Source organism: Lacinutrix sp. Hel_I_90 (assembly GCF_000934685.1).
Classification (GTDB): Bacteria; Bacteroidota; Bacteroidia; order Flavobacteriales; family Flavobacteriaceae; genus Lacinutrix.
The window spans coordinates 3,083,862-3,100,076 of record NZ_JYNQ01000001.1 but is presented as its reverse complement, the minus strand read 5'-3'; the positions used below and the strand labels follow the sequence as shown (position 1 = coordinate 3,100,076).

Sequence of the window (16,215 nt, the reverse complement as noted above, 5' to 3'; positions counted from 1 at the left end):
AACCATTATTTTAATGTTTTATTTTCTTTCGCGTTCTGCTTTCTAAGCATAACATAATTGGTTACAAAAAAGCCAACGCCAACGATTACAAAAAGCAACCCACGAATAACAAAACTCATATTAGTATCAAAAAATCTACAAGATATGAGTGCGGTAATAATAATCATTCCATAGTTTAAAGCACCAAAATGCATTTTATCAATTCCTGTTTTTACTGTATATACTCCTAAAAGCAATAAGAGTACATTCGTAATAATAGTTGGTATAACATCATTTCCTAAACCAACAAAAAACAAGACCGTCATAATTATAAAAATAAAATGAAAGCCATTGAATTTCTCTATCCGTTTTTTCAAAAATAAATAACTTAAAACACATAACGCTGAGACAAAAAGCACCACAACTAGCGTTATTTCATTTCCTGAGAATGAAGACATGCTTAGCACTTCTTCCCACAGCCAACGAAAGCTGGTGATTAAAAGTAAAACAACCGTACCTAAAGAGCCTAAAACCAAATATCCATTTTGTCTTAATTTTAAAGTATCGAACCGAGGCAGTTTACCTAAATTATAAAACAGACCAAACAGCACACTATAAGACAAGAAAATTAGCACATCTAAGGTTGTAATAAACGCCCCTAAAGTGATTACTAAACTTAATGGTAGTAACCAATTAAAAACCGAAGTAATATTAGCCTTTGGCCTGTTTCGCAATAGCACTATATAATACGGCAGTAGTAATAAAATAAGCCCTAAAAACAGCCAAGGCGCCTTACCTCCATAAGCATACCCATAGTTGCAAGCATATATCGTTGCGTATATAATATGTAATAAGGCAAGCACATGAGATTTTAAAAGATATAGTAATGGCACACTCAGTAAAATCCAAGTGAGCATATAACTCGTAAAACTTCCTGGAATATTATAAATCTGGCTCACCATTGCCAAAGAGGCACCAACTGCAAAAAACAAAAATGTTCCTGAGCCCTCTTTCCATGTTTGATTTTTTTCCTTTAAAATTGAAAAGCCAGCCAGTATTTGTCCAATCACCAATGGTGCAAAAGCAAAAATTGTTTTAACCGTTTTTGAGAAATTGTCCCAGTTGTGTGCCAGCATCAAAATAATACCAAGCCCCACTAAAATAGAACCTAATACAGCAAAAACAGTAAATAATCGATTAGGACTAGTATTGGATTTAGACTCGTAATACCGTTCGATTTTAGTAGCTATCTCTTGAGAGATTACTGCGTTTTCAACCAATTCTGGTAATTCTTTTGTGAAATTTGATTTCATTAGGGTTTAATTTATAGGCTATGAAATTAGTCTTTTTTAAAATGGCGCAATAAGGCTTTGCGCCATTTTGGGTTTATTCATGACAAAAACCCATCATCAAAACAAAAAGATCATATAAATAATAATCCCTTCTGCTATGCCTGTGATGATAGACATTCCTAAAATGTCTTTAATCTTCGTTCTTAAAAAGAATACGGTACTTAGTATCGCTATAATGGCTGCCAGTAAAATTTCTAAAGCACCAATTTGAGACAATAAGGAGGTAATACCGGTAAAGACTGCTGTAATGGCTAGCGTAATGATTCCGAATTTTATAATTTCATTTTTTGAATAATTACCTTCTTTGAAGCCGTTACGCAAATCGCGTAAAATAGAAAGAATAAAAAGCAAGGGCACTACCGATAAAAAGGGCGCAAAAATGACTTTAATGCCTTTTTCAATAGCTAAATGATTGTAAAAAAAGAATGCTATCGCTGTAAAAGCCAACAAGCCAGTAACGATGATAGATTGAAACGTAAATAACAATTCACGCTTATTGGTATTTGTTTTTGCTTGGGGCTTCTGGGTTTCGAAAACTTGATTCATAGTATTAATTATTTTGATGATTATTAAATTTTAAATAGATAAAAAGAAAACATGCACGGCTAGCGACAGTAAAACACCACTAAGCACACCATTAACTTTTAAATTGTTATACAGAACAAAATTGAGCACATAACTACTTATAGTTGTAGAATTTATTAGGTGCGCAAAAATTAAATGATCTTCTAATTTTTGATGTGTTACAAACTCTATGAGTTGCATGACCAGCAAACCAATAATCACGGAAGCCATTAAAAGTAGTGTTGCAGACTTTTGGTTCTTCCTTTTGTATTCGTCTGTATTTGTTGGCAAAAAATGTTCAATTAAAATAAACCGAACAAAGAATAATAATGGAATGGGAAACACTATCGACGCTATAATTTTTATCACATCTTTAAGGTTTCTAATCTCATCGTAGCCCAAAAACACCAAATACACAAAGACTATTACTGATATTCCAGTAGTGACAACAAAGGCCGTATTGACTTGTTTGAGCTTCATACTAAACTCCTAATGGTGACACCGATGCTACATTATGTTTTTGTATAAACGCAACACTTTTGTTGTATTCTACAATTACTCTGTACTGAATCTGTTTTAAAAATAAGGCAGCAGTACATAAAGCGAGAACTAAAGCTAATGTCTTTAAATAGTTTTTAACAGGTTCTTTCTTATTACTTTTTAAGGTCTCATGCTGTTCGTTAATTAATGTTCTGCCATAAGAGTTCCTTTTAATAGAGGTACGTTTCATACTGTTATGCTTTAATGATTAGGGTACAAATATGCAACACAAAACAAACTTGAGAAAAACAGTTTTCTATTAAAACTGACGTTATTTTATATCGCTATATTTAAAATAGCCTTATATTTATTGACACAATAAGTATTATACTGACGATTAGATGACCAATTTAAATGAGATTATTTCTACCTTTTCTAATGATGAGCAACAACGCTTCATCTATTACCTTGAAAAAAAGAACAAACGAAAGGACACAAAAAACATTGCCCTTTTTAAATTATTAGTTAAAGATGACGCTAACGTCAAAACCATTCAGCAAAAGCTATATAAGGGCACTAAAAAGAATGCCTATCATGCTTTGCGTAAGCGTTTATACCAATCCATCATCGATTTTATAGCGAATACCAATCTGGAAGAAGAGAATTCTACAGACATGCAAATTATTAAATACGTTCTGGCCTCCAGAACCTTCTTAGCACATAAACAATTTAAAGTGGCTTATAAAATATTAGATAAAGCCGAAGGTTTAGCTAGCGAGCACCTTCTGTTTCCTATTTTAAACGAAATTTACCATACCAAAATTCAATACGCCTATGCCAATCCTTCAGTAGATATTGATGTAGTTATTGAAAAATTTAAAGCGAACCAGAAAAACTACATTTTAGAAGACCAGCTTAATATTGTGTACGCCAAAATCAGGCAAACGATAAAGCAAGACACTTTTATTAGTGATGGTTTAGATTTTGAAAAACTACTAGAGGACACCTTTAAAACCTATAACATTAGCATTAACGAGTCCATGTCGTTTAAGTCCTTATACCAATTAATGACTATAGTAAGTCTTTCTGCTTTTGTGACTAATGATTATATCAAAATCGAGCCGTTTTTAATTAGCACCTATCAAAAACTTCAAACGCACAAAGGCAAAGAAAAACAACTGTATTACCACATTCAGGTCTTGTATTTATTAGCGAATACACTTTTCAGAAATAAAAAATTTAAAGCATCATTACATTTTCTGGAATTGATGAATACCCACATGCTTCAAAAAAATAAAAAATACTATTCTACTTTTAAACTAAAATACCATTTACTTCTAGCATTAAATTACAATTACTCAAACCAACAAGAAAAAGCCATTGCACTACTAGAAGCCATGCTTTTAAAAAAACATCCAGATTTGGAGTCGCTTCTGGACATCCATCTCAGTTTAGTCATGTATTACATTCAAGCTGAAGCCTATAAAAAAGCGCACGCACTTTTTAAAACGTTTTACCACACAGATCAGTATTACGAAACCAAAGCCAGCAGAGAGTGGGTCATTAAAAAAAATCTTATCGAAATAATTCTGCATATAGAATTGGAAAATATAGACTTGGTAGACTCTAGATTATTAAGTTTTAAACGCCATTATTTTAGCTACTTAAAAAGCATCAAGCAGGAACGCGTGATTACTTACCTCCAATTTGTAGAAACTTATTATAAAAATTCAGAGGTCGCAAACACGAAAGCATTTTCTGAGGAGGTTGAGAACGCTTTTGTTTGGATTCAGGCCAAGCGCGAAGATATTTTTGTGATGAGCTATTTTGCATGGCTAAAAAGCAAAATGAAAAACAAACCGCTATACAGCACAACATTAGACTTAATTTCGAAAGCCCAAACTGTTAATTAGATCTTAAAATAAGACGCTCTTTAAACCTTTTATTTCTTTTGGAGTCCTAAAGGTATAAAAACAATAAATAAAAATAGTATGAAAAAATTATTGACTATAGCATTAGTCTTAGTCGCATTTAACATGCAAGCACAAGACACAAAAGAGAATCGCATGGCGATGAAAAAAGAACGTTTCAATAAAATGAATACTGAAGATATTGCAGAGATTCAAACTAAAAAAATGGTATTAGCCTTAGATTTATCTGATGCCCAACAAAAACAAGTCAAACCATTAAACCTAGAAAATGCAAAGCGCCATTTAGCACATATGAAGCACAAAATGACACTAAAAGAAAAAGGAGAACAACCCTCTGAAGCTGTCCGTTTAAAAATGCTAAACGATAAATTAGACCATAGCATCGCGACTAAAAGAGCAATGAAAAAAATTCTTAATGAAGCCCAATATGAAAAATGGAATGAAAGGAATGAAAGAAAACATAAAAGGGGCAGACATAAAAAAATGGGAAAGAAAAAAGAAAAAGCCCATGGTGCAATAGAAAGCCAAGAACGCTAAACTAGTTTCGGATTACTAATGGTTAAAAGCACTTTAACTGCGGCTTTACATCCGAGCTATTTAATAATTTCTGACTAAGATTAAATTGAAAGCCATATTTTTCCATAAAAAAAGCGATTACAAAATTTGTAACCGCTTTTTTTTGGTTTGCTCATCATGTTTATTAACTAAACACTTTATCACAAGCTGCTATGGTTTTATCTAAATCTTTATACGTTAAAGCATCTGTTATAAACCAGGTTTCAAACGCACTTGGCGCAATATAAATACCTTCGTTTAACATCCCATGAAAAAAGGTTTTAAAGGTTTCATTATTGCCTTCAGCAGCAGTTTCAAAATCAACAACTTCTGTAGCGCTAAAGTGCACAGAAATCATAGAACCTACTCTATTTATAGTATGTGTAATGTTGTGCTTCTTTAGAACTTCAGCAAGACCTTTATGTAAATATTCAGTTTTTCCTGCTAAACGATTAAATACTTCAGCATCTGTATTCAAAGCGGTTAGCATCGCCAATCCGGCCGCCATTGCTAATGGGTTCCCACTTAATGTTCCTGCCTGATATACAGGGCCCAGCGGTGCTAAATAGTTCATGATTTCATTTCTCGCCGCAAAAGCCCCCACAGGCAGGCCGCCACCTATAACTTTTCCGAAGCAAATAATATCTGCATTCACACCGTACAATTCTTGTACACCCCCTTTTGCCAAGCGAAAACCAGTCATGACCTCATCGAAAACCAACAACATATTATAGGCATTACATAAACGTCTTAAACCTTGTAAAAATCCGTCTTTTGGTGGAATACAGCCCATATTACCAGCGACTGGCTCAACAATAATACAGGCTATTTCATCACGATTAGCCTTTATAATTGCTTCAACATTATCTAAATCGTTATATCTGGCTAACAAGGTATCTTGCGCTGTTCCTTTAGTCACGCCTGGACTATTAGGCGAGCCAAAAGTTACTGCTCCACTACCTGCCTGAATTAAAAACGAATCACTATGGCCGTGATAGCAGCCAGCAAATTTTATAATTTTATCTTTTTTGGTAAAACCTCTTGCTAAACGCACAGCGCTCATACACGCTTCGGTTCCTGAATTCACAAAACGAATTTTATCAATATTAGGCACCATAGAAACGGCTAATTCAGCAATCTTGGTTTCAATTTCTGTTGGCATACCAAAAGACGTTCCTTTTTTTGCTTTAGCAATAACAGCGTTAACAACGGGTTCATAAGCATGACCTAAAATCATGGGACCCCAAGAATTAATATAGTCTATAAATTGGTTCCCATCTTCGTCATACAAATAAGCGCCTTTTGCTTCTTTAACAAAAATAGGGGTTCCGCCAACAGCTTTAAATGCGCGAACTGGCGAGTTTACACCTCCAGGAATAACTTGTTCTGCTTGTGTAAATAAGGTACTACTTCTTTTATATATCATTAATTTATTAATCTTTTGGCAATGGTTTAACAAACAAAACCTGTCCAACGAATAAGGCATTGGTTTCTAAACCATTAAGTTCTTGAAGTGTTTGTATTGAAATGTTATATTTTTTAGATAATGAATACAGTGTATCCCCTGCAATTATAGTATGCCTATCATTTAAATTAGCGACTTTACCTAAGACTTCGTCGTCGAAACGATATAATTGATAACGCTCTATTAAACTAATTAATTTTTCTGGATATCTTCTATCCGTTGCATAACCCGCTGCACGCAGCCCACTAGCCCATGCCTGGTAATCGCCTTTTTGCAGACTAAAGAGCCCTGCGTAGCGCTTGCGTTCTTTTAAAAATAAAGAATGATCCCTAAACGAGTATTTCGAATTTTTATACTTGCGGAAACATTCTTGAGAGGCATCATCATCGTGATAAATTTTAGCTCCTGTCCAGCCGCTATGACATTTAATACCAAAATGGTTGTTGGCTTCAACAGATAACCTACCTCTTCCTGAACCAGACTCTAATATACCTTGCGCTAAAGTGATACTTGCCGGCACACCATAATTACGCATTTCATCCTGAGCAATATCACTGTAAATAGCAATGTATTCTTGAGTCGGAGAGGCATAAAGCTCTGGTGTATCACCAACAGGTATTTCTACTTTGTGATGGTCTGTGATGACCACCTTAGTTTCCGCTTTAGGTGTACTTTCAGGTACCTTGACGACTCTCGTGGTCTTATTTTTAGATTTTTGCGTGGTTACTTTTTTCTGTGAGCCGCAGCTACTTAATAAAACAAGCAAGCATAAAACAGTAATTATTTTATTCATTAATTATTGTATTACTGGTAAATTTTTCTTTTTTAATCTGGCATTCATTCCTTTAATGCCTTGTAAGCCCCCGGTATGAATGGCTAATATTTTTGATCCCTTCGGAAAATAACCGTTTTTAATCATATCCATGAGACCAAACATCATTTTCCCTGTATAAACAGGATCTAATGCAATATTGTGGTCTTTCTTAAATTGGTTTATAAACGTTATCAAATCAACATTTATTTTGGCATAACCTCCAAAATGATATTCGGTTATTAATTTCCAATTGTTTCGTTTTGCAAATTTACTAATATCTTGTTTTAAAAAGTCTCCTTTTAAAGCTGAAAATCCTAAAACTTGCTGACCCGGTTTTGAACTATTTATTAAACCCGTCAACGTCCCACCCGTACCTACGGGAGCACAGACATAATCGAAAGACGCATCAGGCTTGGTTAAAATCTCTTCGCAACCTTTAACAGCTAATGCATTAGTACCGCCTTCTGGAATAAGATAAAAGTCACCAAATTCATTTTGTAGCTCTGAAATAAAGTGTGCGTCTTCCTTGTTTCTAAAATCTGTTCTAGAAATAAATTTAAAAAGCATCCCACAGTCTTGAGCATACCTTAAAGTTGGGTTGTCTTCAATCTTAGAAACTAACTCTTCTCCTCGAATAACGCCAATGGTATGTAATCCACACATTTTCCCAGCAGACGCTGTGGCAGCAATATGATTTGAAAATGCACCGCCAAAAGTAAGTAAGGTCTTTTTTTCTTCTTTTATAGCAGCCATTACATTGTATTTAAGTTTTCTAAACTTATTTCCCGAAACGAGCGAATGAATTTCATCTTCACGTTTAAGATGTAGCTCTATCTCATTATCTTCCATTACTTTATTTGAAATGGCGTGAATACGTTGATTAGAAACCGCTATACTTAAGCCTAAACTATTATAATTAATCAATTTGCCTCTATTTTTGTTAAATATCTTGTTAAATGTTAAAGAAAAGCGTGTTTCATCGATAATATATGCTCTTCATAGGTTGTGAGCAAAATTAAAATTATATTCGTTTCGTAAATGTAATTGATAATTATAAAATTCCTCCCCTATGAAATATTTATTTAATAAAAGAGCTGCAATTCTCTTTCTTTTTCTCAGCATATTCGGGACTACCCAAACCTTTTCGCAAGTTGGAATAGGAACAACAACTCCTAATGCAAGTGCTGCGTTAGATATCGTATCCACTGATGGCGGCCTATTAATCCCTAGAATGACACTAGCACAAATAAGCGCACTAACAGTCGACGCTTCCACTGCAGGTTTACTTGTTTACCGAACGGACACTACTCCAGGCTTTTATTATTACAATGGCACTGCTTGGGGAACGTTTACTGGAGCTGGAAGTGATAGTGATTGGACTATTGTTGGTAACGATATGTACAATGCAAATTCAGGAAATGTAGGCATTGGTACTTCTACACCTGCTGCAAAATTACATATTGAAGACGTCTCTACAGCACCAGATATATTAGACGATGGTTTTGAAGACAACTCCATAGCACCATTTACAACCAATAACTGGTCTGTATCTACCTCTACAGTTAATACAGGCACTTACTCAGCTAATTCTGGTACTACTGCAGATAATACGACTTCATACTTAGATTATGCTGTTACTGTTCCAGCTTCAGGAGCAACAGTAACGTTTGCTTATAGTGTTTCCAGTGAAGCTACTTACGATTTTTTAAGATTTTATATTGATGGCGCATTGCAAAACCAATGGTCTGGTTCAGTAAGTTATACAACAGCTTCTTACACACTTTCTGCAGGAAGCTACACTTTACGTTGGGCTTATGTTAAAGATATTAATACCGCTGGCGGCAGTGACAGAGCTTTTATTGATGATGTTAATATTGTTCCAACACAAACGGGCTCTGCAATAAGAATTGTAGATGGCCTCCAGTCGTCTGGTAAAGTTTTAACCTCTGATGCAAACGGTAATGCTTCATGGCAAAACCCTGCTTCTTCAAACGATAACGATTGGACCGTAAGTGGTAGTAATATGTACAACGCGAATTCAGGTAATGTTGGCGTAGGCACCACAACTTCTGCCAATAAGCTACACGTACAACACAATCAAGATGGTGCTGGTGTTATGAGAGTTCAAAACAATAGTGATGGCGGTTTTGCTGGAATTTATTTTAATCAAAATGATAGTTATAGAGGACACATTGGCTATGTAAATACGGGAGGCACCTCAACCTTTGGAGGAAAAGGAGCTTTTCAAGTTTCCGCTGGGAATAGACCTTTTGTAATTACTAATGGCACAACCGAACTTTATACTGAAAGTTTAAGAATTACACAGGACAAAAAATTAAGAATTTTTAGAGACGGAAGCGGAGGCGCAAATTATTGGGACACTTATGTTAATAATGGCAACGGCCAAGACCCCAATGACTACGTATTTGCATACAATGGCACAGTACATGCATACATACGTGATGGCTCTGGAGCTTTTCAAGTAACGTCTGATAGAAGACTTAAAGATAATATTTCTCCTTTGGGCGATTATACTTTAGAAAAGGTTTTGGCTTTAAATCCAGTAAGTTATCATTATAAAAGGGACGAAAACAAAATTTCACAAAATGGATTTATCGCTCAAGAAGTACAGCCATTATTTCCAGAAATTGTAGATGAAATAGATGGTTATTTAAGCGTTAATTATGATGCCTTTGGGGTGCTAGCTATAAAAGCCATCCAAGAACAACAAAAGACCATTACACAACAAGAAGAAAGAATCACTCATTTAGAAAATGAAATTTCTGAGATTAAGCAAATGCTTTTAGATAAGAAATAAGCCGTAACAACTTATTTACAAATACTTTAAACACTTCCAAAACGACCTTGATTTTAAATAATCAAGGTCGTTTTCATTCACATATGCTTCTCGCTCAAAGGATATATTTTTATAGGCAGTATTCCAATTTTTATAGTGCATCAGCCTTACAATAAATTCAATACCATACCACACATAAAAGGGAATCACTAATAACTCTATTTGTTGTCTTAAATGAATTTTCTCATGGTTAATTAATATTGTGTCACTTCGTAACGCGTGATGTTTTAAGAAAACGAAAGGATAAATGGTTATACCAACGTAGCCTTTAGGTACTAAATATTTAGAAAATAAAATCACTAATTGTCACATTAAAATTTCACTCCAATTTACATTATCTTTGTGACAAATGAAGAAATATATTCCCATAGAAGAAGGCGATTTCTACCTCACCCCAGAAGGTTACAAATGTTTTACAGAGCAATACCATCTAAAAAGGGGCTACTGTTGTGAAAGTGGCTGCAGACATTGTCCTTATGGTTTTAATAAAAACACGAATACATCAAAAAAAAACTAATGTCAGTACATAATAAATCATTTAAAGAACAAATTTTAGAAGGCATTCCTTTAGAGTTACCACAAGCCAAGCCGCACGATACTTCTATAAATCACGCGCCAAAACGCAAAGCCATCCTGTCTAAAGAAGAAGAAAAACTAGCCCTACGTAATGCGTTACGCTATTTTGATAAAAAACAGCATGCCATTTTAATAAAAGAGTTTAAAGAGGAGTTAGATAGTTACGGACGCATTTACATGTATCGTTTTCGTCCAGAGTACAAAATATATGCGAGACCAATTAACGATTATCCGGCACAGTCAAAACAAGCCGCAGCGATCATGCTCATGATACAGAATAATTTAGATTATGCTGTAGCGCAACATCCTCATGAACTCATAACTTATGGTGGAAATGGCGGTGTGTTTTCCAATTGGGCACAATATAGGTTGACGATGAAATACTTGGCCGAAATGAGCGATGAGCAAACACTCGTCATGTATTCTGGTCACCCTATGGGCGTATTCCCATCACATAAAGAAGCACCAAGAGTGGTGGTTACAAACGGCATGATGATTCCTAATTATTCACAACCAGATGACTGGGAAAAATTCAATGCTTTAGGCGTAACACAATACGGCCAAATGACTGCTGGAAGCTATATGTATATTGGGCCTCAGGGTATTGTACATGGCACGACCATTACTGTTTTAAATGCCTTTCGTAAAATTAAAAAATCTCCAATAGGCGGCTTATTTGTAACTTCAGGATTAGGAGGCATGTCTGGCGCACAACCAAAAGCGGGTAATATTGCTGGTTGCATTACGGTTTGTGCTGAAGTGAATCCGAAAATCACTCAAGTCCGTTTAGATCAAGGGTGGATAGATGAAAAAATCACAACAATTGCTGCATTAACGCAACGTGTTACCCAAGCAGTTTTAAACAAAGAAACAGTTTCTATAGCTTACTTAGGAAACATTGTCGACGTCTGGGAAGCTTTTGATAAAGAAAACATAACAATAGATATTGGAAGCGACCAAACCTCGCTCCATAATCCCTGGGCTGGTGGTTATTACCCAGTAGGCATACCTTTTGAAGAAGCTAATGCTATGATGGCTAATGCCCCTGAGCTATTTAAAACCAAAGTAAAAGAAACACTTTGCCGTCACGCAGATGCGATAAATAAACATACTGAAAAAGGCTGTTACTTTTTTGATTACGGCAATGCTTTTTTATTAGAAGCGTCAAGAGCTGGTGCAGATATTATGGCCGATAATGGGATAGACTTTAGGTACCCAAGTTATGTTCAAGACATCATGGGACCTATGTGTTTCGATTATGGTTTTGGTCCATTCCGTTGGGTTTGTGCCTCTGGAAAACCTGAAGATTTAGAAAAGACTGATCGCATTGCTTGTGAAGTTTTAGAAAATATTATGAAAGCGGCTCCTGAAGAGATCAAGCAGCAAATGGCAGATAACATTCAATGGATTAAAGGTGCACAAGACAACAAATTGGTCGTAGGCTCACAAGCCAGGATACTTTACGCAGATGCCGAAGGACGTGCTAAAATTGCCGAAGCATTTAATCAAGCCATTGCAAAAGGAACTATAGAAACTGTTATTTTAGGTCGTGACCACCATGATGTTTCTGGAACAGACTCTCCCTACAGAGAAACGTCAAATATTTATGATGGCTCCCGTTTTACCGCAGATATGGCCATTCAAAATGTGATTGGCGACAGCTTTCGAGGTGCTACCTGGGTGAGTATCCACAACGGTGGTGGTGTTGGTTGGGGAGAAGTTATTAACGGTGGATTTGGTATGGTTCTTGATGGTAGTAAAGAAGCTTCAAAACGTTTAAAATCCATGTTATTTTGGGATGTTAATAATGGGATTTCAAGACGCAGTTGGGCAAGAAATGAAGGTGCAATTTTTGCAATAAAACGTGCGATGGAGGCTGAACCAAATTTAAAAGTAACATTACCAAATGTTGTAGATGACACCTTAATAGATTCCATATAACCATTAACATATAATTATTATGAAAAAGATTATACTTAAAACTTTACCTCTAATAGCTTTGCTATTACTCGTTAGTTCATGCACTAGTGTTCGTGTCGTTTCAGATTACGACAGAAATGCTAATTTTGACGCATACAAAACATTTGCTTTTTTCAAAACAGGCATTGACAAAGCAGAAATTAGTGATTTAGATAAACGAAGAATTCTTCGCGCTATTGAGACTGAAATGCTCGCGAAAGGCTTCACAAAATCAGAAAATCCAGATTTATTAGTTAGTATTTTTACAAAATCAAGACAAGAAGTCAATGTTTGGAACAACGGTTTTGGGCCTTACGGTTACGGCTGGGGATGGAGCCCATTTTACTGGAACAATTTTAATAACGTAAGTACTTCGACACAAGGCAGTTTATACATTGACCTTATTGATGCTGATAAAAAAGAACTGATATGGCAAGGTAAAGGTTCTGGTTATTTAACGAGCTCTTCAAATATTGAAAAGAAAGAAGCCCGAATAAAGGAATTTGTAGCAGAGATTATGACGGCTTATCCGCCAGAAGTAAAACAATAAAAAACACAGAACCATTAGCGACTAAATTAGTCGCTTTTTTTATAGAAAACAAACAGTGGCAGGCCTTTCGCTACGAACCTTTACTATCTAAGCTAAACAATATTTTAAATAACACCCCTTATGTTCCCTGTTTATCTTTATAAGAAATATTTCGCCTTCTTTATCTAACATCAGTATTCTGAATATATCGCGCAGGTCTTGAGCGCCTCCTTTTTCTCATCCACAAAGCTCTGTGTATTGATTCCATAGCCAGCTAATTTCATTTTGTAAAAATGTAAAAACGCTAACCCTACAAGAGCTGCCAGAATATTTCTATAGTAAACATCACTACTTCTTACTTAAAAAGGGCATAGATCTGTCCCTTAATTCTTAAAAACAAAGGCTTCGTTATCGTAAAATTAGCACCTAAAAAAAGCGACTTGAAAAGTCGCTTTAGTTTTATATCTCGTTAACGTTTACTCGCCGTCCTCGTCTTCATCAATTTTAATTTTCGTGTCTTCACCATCCGTTTTAATTTTCACCTCTTTATCTTCGGTTTCCATTTTTATTTTGGTTTCATCACCGTCTTCTTTAATTTTAATGTCTGCACCGTCTGCTTCCATTTCATCAATTAACTCTTGCGTTTCAGTTTTCTTTTCTTCTTCTCTACATGATGTAAAAGAAAAAGTCATAAATGCTACTGCCAAAACAGAAAATATTACTTTTTTCATTTTTAAATATTTAATTGGTTATCCGCCTAAAGTAATGCAATTTAGATAAAATGACAAATAAATGTTAAAATACATCCTGTCTTAATAATTAATTAACTCATTTATTCTCAATTTCACTTTTTCTGTTGAAGGAATCATGGTTTGTTCTAAAATGGTGTTTAAAGGAATAGCTGGCATGTTTTCACTACCTATAGTCATCACTGGCGCGTCTAAATATTTAAAACAGTCTTCTTGAATTTTTCCCGCTAGTGCTCTGGCAAAACTATTATTTGAAGGCTCTTCAGTGACCACTAAACATTTGCCTGTTTTCTTAACCGATTTCATAACCGTGTCTTCGTCTAAAGGAAATAAGGTCCGTAAATCAATCACTTCAATTTGATCTTTCATACCTAGTGCTTCTGAAGCATTCATTGCCCAATGTACGCCCATTCCATAAGTAACTATGGTTAAGGTCTCTACATTTTCCTGTTTCCAGATTTCCTGAAGCACCCATGCTTTCCCAAATGGCAATACATAATCCTCACTAGGCTCTATAGAGGTTGCGCCTTGTGTGCCTGGCACTTTAGACCAGTACAAACCCTTGTGTTCTAAGATAACCACTGGATTCGGGTCATAATAAGCTGCTTTCATCAAACCTTTTAAATCGGCGCCATTACTCGGATATGCGATTTTTATACCGCGTATGTTTGTAATCACACTTTCTACGGAAGACGAATGGTAGGGCCCACCACTTCCATAAGCACCAATAGGCACTCTAAGTATCATACTAACGGGCCATTTCCCGTTACTCAAATAGCAACTGCGACTAACCTCTGTAAACAACTGATTTAAACCAGGCCAAATATAATCGGCAAACTGAACCTCAACAATAGGTTTTAAACCCACGGCACTCATTCCAACGGTAGAACCTACTATAAAAGCTTCCTGAATAGGCGTATTGAATACACGGTCGTCTCCAAACTTTTGAGCTAAAGTGGCAGCTTCTCTAAAAACGCCACCTAATCGCCCACCAACATCCTGACCATAAAGCAAACATTCTTTGTGCTTCTTCATCAACTCTTCTACTGCGAATAAAGCACAATCTACCATGACTACTTTTTCAGCGCCTTCTGGTGAACGTGTTCCCTTTTCTTCAATAATTGGTGTTGGCGCAAAATCGTTTGTAAATAGATCTTCAGGTTTTGGATCTTCCGCTTTTAACGCTTTCTCAAAATCGGATTGTACTTTTGTTTTTGCTGTATTTTCAATAGTCTCAATAGCTTCAGATGAAAACCCAAAGTCAATTAATTGTTGTTTTATAACTGGATACGGATCTCTAGAACGTGCTTCATCTAAATCATCACGATACCATTCCATACGCACACCTGAAGTATGGTGATTTAACAAAGGCACTTTTGCATGCACTAAAAAGGGTCTGCGTTCAGTACGAATCGTATTAATTACTTTTTCTAAAGCTTCATAACTTTCGGTAAAGTTTGCGCCATCAATAGAAATGGCCTCTAAACCATGAAAGCCCTGTGCATATTCAAAAGCATTCTGTGCTCTTGTTTCTGCTGCATTGGCCGATATGTCCCAACCGTTATCCTGTACTAAATACAACACCGGCAATTGCTTTAATGCGGCCATTTGAAAGGCTTCCGCTATTTCACCTTCGGTTACCGATGCGTCTCCTAATGAGCATACCACAAAGGGTAATACTTTAAGTGCTTTATCGTCTAAACCTTGTAATTCTTTATACTGCATTCCCATGGCAACACCAGTTGCAGGGATGGCTTGCATTCCTGTTGCTGAGGATTGATGTGGGATTTTTGGCTTGTCCTCATCCTTTAAACTTGGATGCGAATAATAGCTGCGTCCGCCAGAAAACGGGTCGTCTCTTTTTGCTAACAATTGCAACATTAAATCATAAGGTTCTAAGCCAAAAGACAATAACATAGCATCGTCTCTATAATAGGGAAAGGCGTAATCTTGGGGTAATAATTGCAGTCCTAATGCAATTTGAATCGCTTCGTGACCTCTAGAAGTGGCGTGTACATATTTTGAAACCTGTTTAAAATTTGCTTCGTACAATTCTGTCATCGCTTTCGCTGTACAAAGTTTTGAGAATGCTTTTTGTAATGTATCTTTTTTCATAAAAAACCCTTCAGTCCTGCGAACACCTTCCCTTAAAAAGGGCAGGAATTAATTCGCGTTACTATTTATATTTTTAGAAACTATTGTGTTTCGTCATTTCAATTTATACTCTCGTTTAAGCGCTACTTCTTTTTAATACAGAAGTCCCTTGCGGTTTTTGCGTTAGGGATTACTCCTCTATTTTTAGTTTTTGTTTAAAAACCCAACATCTGAATACTCCGTTTTGCAGCGGCATCCTTTTGCTTAAAAAAAAGAACACAACAGCTAACTTTTTAATCCTATAAGGTTTC

15 protein-coding genes are annotated in these 16,215 nt (G+C 35.7%); 6 read left to right on the top strand and 9 right to left on the bottom strand.

Going from position 1 to position 16,215, the window contains the following annotated elements:
- Positions 1-5: 5 nt before the first annotated feature.
- From GQ46_RS13650 to GQ46_RS13635, 4 genes are all read right to left on the bottom strand, one after another.
- The gene (locus GQ46_RS13650) at positions 6-1,292 is read right to left on the bottom strand and encodes a DUF2157 domain-containing protein (RefSeq protein WP_044403110.1); all 1,287 of its coding nucleotides are present in this window, start codon (positions 1,290-1,292) and stop codon (positions 6-8) included.
- Positions 1,293-1,388: 96 nt separating this feature from the next.
- Complete coding sequence (locus GQ46_RS13645) at positions 1,389-1,877, bottom strand: hypothetical protein (RefSeq protein WP_044403108.1); 489 nt, start codon at positions 1,875-1,877, stop codon at positions 1,389-1,391.
- Positions 1,878-1,907: 30 nt separating this feature from the next.
- Positions 1,908-2,375, bottom strand: coding sequence for a hypothetical protein (locus GQ46_RS13640; protein ID WP_044403106.1), 468 nt, complete (start codon positions 2,373-2,375; stop codon positions 1,908-1,910).
- Position 2,376: 1 nt separating this feature from the next.
- Positions 2,377-2,625 carry a hypothetical protein gene (locus GQ46_RS13635; RefSeq protein WP_044403104.1) on the bottom strand — a complete coding sequence of 83 codons (249 nt, stop codon included), beginning with the start codon at positions 2,623-2,625 and terminating at the stop codon, positions 2,377-2,379.
- A 151-nt stretch (positions 2,626-2,776) separates the two neighbouring features.
- Here GQ46_RS13635 and GQ46_RS13630 point away from each other — a divergent pair, with 151 nt between their 5' ends.
- Together GQ46_RS13630 and GQ46_RS13625 are read left to right on the top strand one after the other, a co-directional pair.
- Positions 2,777-4,288, top strand: coding sequence for a hypothetical protein (locus GQ46_RS13630; RefSeq protein WP_044403101.1), 1,512 nt, complete (start codon positions 2,777-2,779; stop codon positions 4,286-4,288).
- Between the two features lie 78 nt (positions 4,289-4,366).
- On the top strand, positions 4,367-4,843 hold the full coding sequence (locus tag GQ46_RS13625) for a hypothetical protein (protein WP_044403099.1): 477 nt from the start codon (positions 4,367-4,369) through the stop codon (positions 4,841-4,843).
- A 163-nt stretch (positions 4,844-5,006) separates the two neighbouring features.
- Here GQ46_RS13625 and hemL read toward each other — a convergent pair whose 3' ends face one another.
- Genes hemL through GQ46_RS13610 form a run of 3 tightly spaced genes read right to left on the bottom strand, consistent with a single transcriptional unit; the run spans position 5,007 to position 7,989 of the window.
- Positions 5,007-6,287 (bottom strand): glutamate-1-semialdehyde 2,1-aminomutase, encoded by a 1,281-nt coding sequence (gene hemL, locus GQ46_RS13620; protein ID WP_044403096.1) that lies wholly within the window; start codon positions 6,285-6,287, stop codon positions 5,007-5,009.
- A 7-nt stretch (positions 6,288-6,294) separates the two neighbouring features.
- Positions 6,295-7,119 carry a glucosaminidase domain-containing protein gene (locus GQ46_RS13615; RefSeq protein ID WP_044403093.1) on the bottom strand — a complete coding sequence of 275 codons (825 nt, stop codon included), beginning with the start codon at positions 7,117-7,119 and terminating at the stop codon, positions 6,295-6,297.
- A gap of 3 nt (positions 7,120-7,122) precedes the next feature.
- Positions 7,123-7,989: a 1-aminocyclopropane-1-carboxylate deaminase/D-cysteine desulfhydrase gene (locus GQ46_RS13610; protein ID WP_044405098.1), complete on the bottom strand. Its 867-nt coding sequence runs from the start codon at positions 7,987-7,989 to the stop codon at positions 7,123-7,125.
- Positions 7,990-8,209: 220 nt separating this feature from the next.
- On the opposite strand from GQ46_RS13610, the gene GQ46_RS13605 reads away from it, so the two are divergent.
- From GQ46_RS13605 to GQ46_RS13590, 4 genes are all read left to right on the top strand, one after another.
- Positions 8,210-9,958, top strand: a complete 1,749-nt coding sequence (locus tag GQ46_RS13605) for a tail fiber domain-containing protein (protein WP_044403090.1) — start codon at positions 8,210-8,212, stop codon at positions 9,956-9,958.
- Positions 9,959-10,346: 388 nt separating this feature from the next.
- A complete protein-coding gene (locus tag GQ46_RS17885; RefSeq protein ID WP_197077360.1) occupies positions 10,347-10,514 on the top strand; it encodes a DUF5522 domain-containing protein in 168 nt (55 codons plus the stop codon).
- Complete coding sequence (locus GQ46_RS13595; protein ID WP_044403085.1) at positions 10,514-12,514, top strand: urocanate hydratase; 2,001 nt, start codon at positions 10,514-10,516, stop codon at positions 12,512-12,514. The genes GQ46_RS17885 and GQ46_RS13595 overlap by 1 nt, the downstream gene beginning before the upstream one ends.
- 19 nt (positions 12,515-12,533) lie before the next feature.
- Positions 12,534-13,082 carry a DUF4136 domain-containing protein gene (locus tag GQ46_RS13590; protein ID WP_044403083.1) on the top strand — a complete coding sequence of 183 codons (549 nt, stop codon included), beginning with the start codon at positions 12,534-12,536 and terminating at the stop codon, positions 13,080-13,082.
- A 455-nt stretch (positions 13,083-13,537) separates the two neighbouring features.
- On the opposite strand, the gene GQ46_RS13585 is transcribed toward GQ46_RS13590, so the two are convergent.
- Entirely contained in the window at positions 13,538-13,792 is a 255-nt protein-coding gene (locus GQ46_RS13585; RefSeq protein ID WP_044403080.1) for a hypothetical protein, read from the bottom strand.
- 81 nt (positions 13,793-13,873) lie between these two features.
- Positions 13,874-15,925 (bottom strand): thiamine pyrophosphate-dependent enzyme, encoded by a 2,052-nt coding sequence (locus GQ46_RS13580; protein WP_044403077.1) that lies wholly within the window; start codon positions 15,923-15,925, stop codon positions 13,874-13,876.
- Positions 15,926-16,215: the final 290 nt, after the last annotated feature.

Bases quoted from the DNA above. Each gene is read 5' to 3' on its own strand.
- GQ46_RS13650 (WP_044403110.1), bottom strand. From the start codon at position 1,292: ATGAAATCAAATTTCACAAAAGAATTACCAGAATTGGTTGAAAACGCA.
- GQ46_RS13645 (WP_044403108.1), bottom strand. From the start codon at position 1,877: ATGAATCAAGTTTTCGAAACCCAGAAGCCCCAAGCAAAAACAAATACC.
- GQ46_RS13640 (WP_044403106.1), bottom strand. From the start codon at position 2,375: ATGAAGCTCAAACAAGTCAATACGGCCTTTGTTGTCACTACTGGAATA.
- GQ46_RS13635 (WP_044403104.1), bottom strand. From the start codon at position 2,625: ATGAAACGTACCTCTATTAAAAGGAACTCTTATGGCAGAACATTAATT.
- GQ46_RS13630 (WP_044403101.1), top strand. From the start codon at position 2,777: ATGACCAATTTAAATGAGATTATTTCTACCTTTTCTAATGATGAGCAA.
- GQ46_RS13625 (WP_044403099.1), top strand. From the start codon at position 4,367: ATGAAAAAATTATTGACTATAGCATTAGTCTTAGTCGCATTTAACATG.
- hemL (WP_044403096.1), bottom strand. From the start codon at position 6,287: ATGATATATAAAAGAAGTAGTACCTTATTTACACAAGCAGAACAAGTT.
- GQ46_RS13615 (WP_044403093.1), bottom strand. From the start codon at position 7,119: ATGAATAAAATAATTACTGTTTTATGCTTGCTTGTTTTATTAAGTAGC.
- GQ46_RS13610 (WP_044405098.1), bottom strand. From the start codon at position 7,989: ATGGAAGATAATGAGATAGAGCTACATCTTAAACGTGAAGATGAAATT.
- GQ46_RS13605 (WP_044403090.1), top strand. From the start codon at position 8,210: ATGAAATATTTATTTAATAAAAGAGCTGCAATTCTCTTTCTTTTTCTC.
- GQ46_RS17885 (WP_197077360.1), top strand. From the start codon at position 10,347: ATGAAGAAATATATTCCCATAGAAGAAGGCGATTTCTACCTCACCCCA.
- GQ46_RS13595 (WP_044403085.1), top strand. From the start codon at position 10,514: ATGTCAGTACATAATAAATCATTTAAAGAACAAATTTTAGAAGGCATT.
- GQ46_RS13590 (WP_044403083.1), top strand. From the start codon at position 12,534: ATGAAAAAGATTATACTTAAAACTTTACCTCTAATAGCTTTGCTATTA.
- GQ46_RS13585 (WP_044403080.1), bottom strand. From the start codon at position 13,792: ATGAAAAAAGTAATATTTTCTGTTTTGGCAGTAGCATTTATGACTTTT.
- GQ46_RS13580 (WP_044403077.1), bottom strand. From the start codon at position 15,925: ATGAAAAAAGATACATTACAAAAAGCATTCTCAAAACTTTGTACAGCG.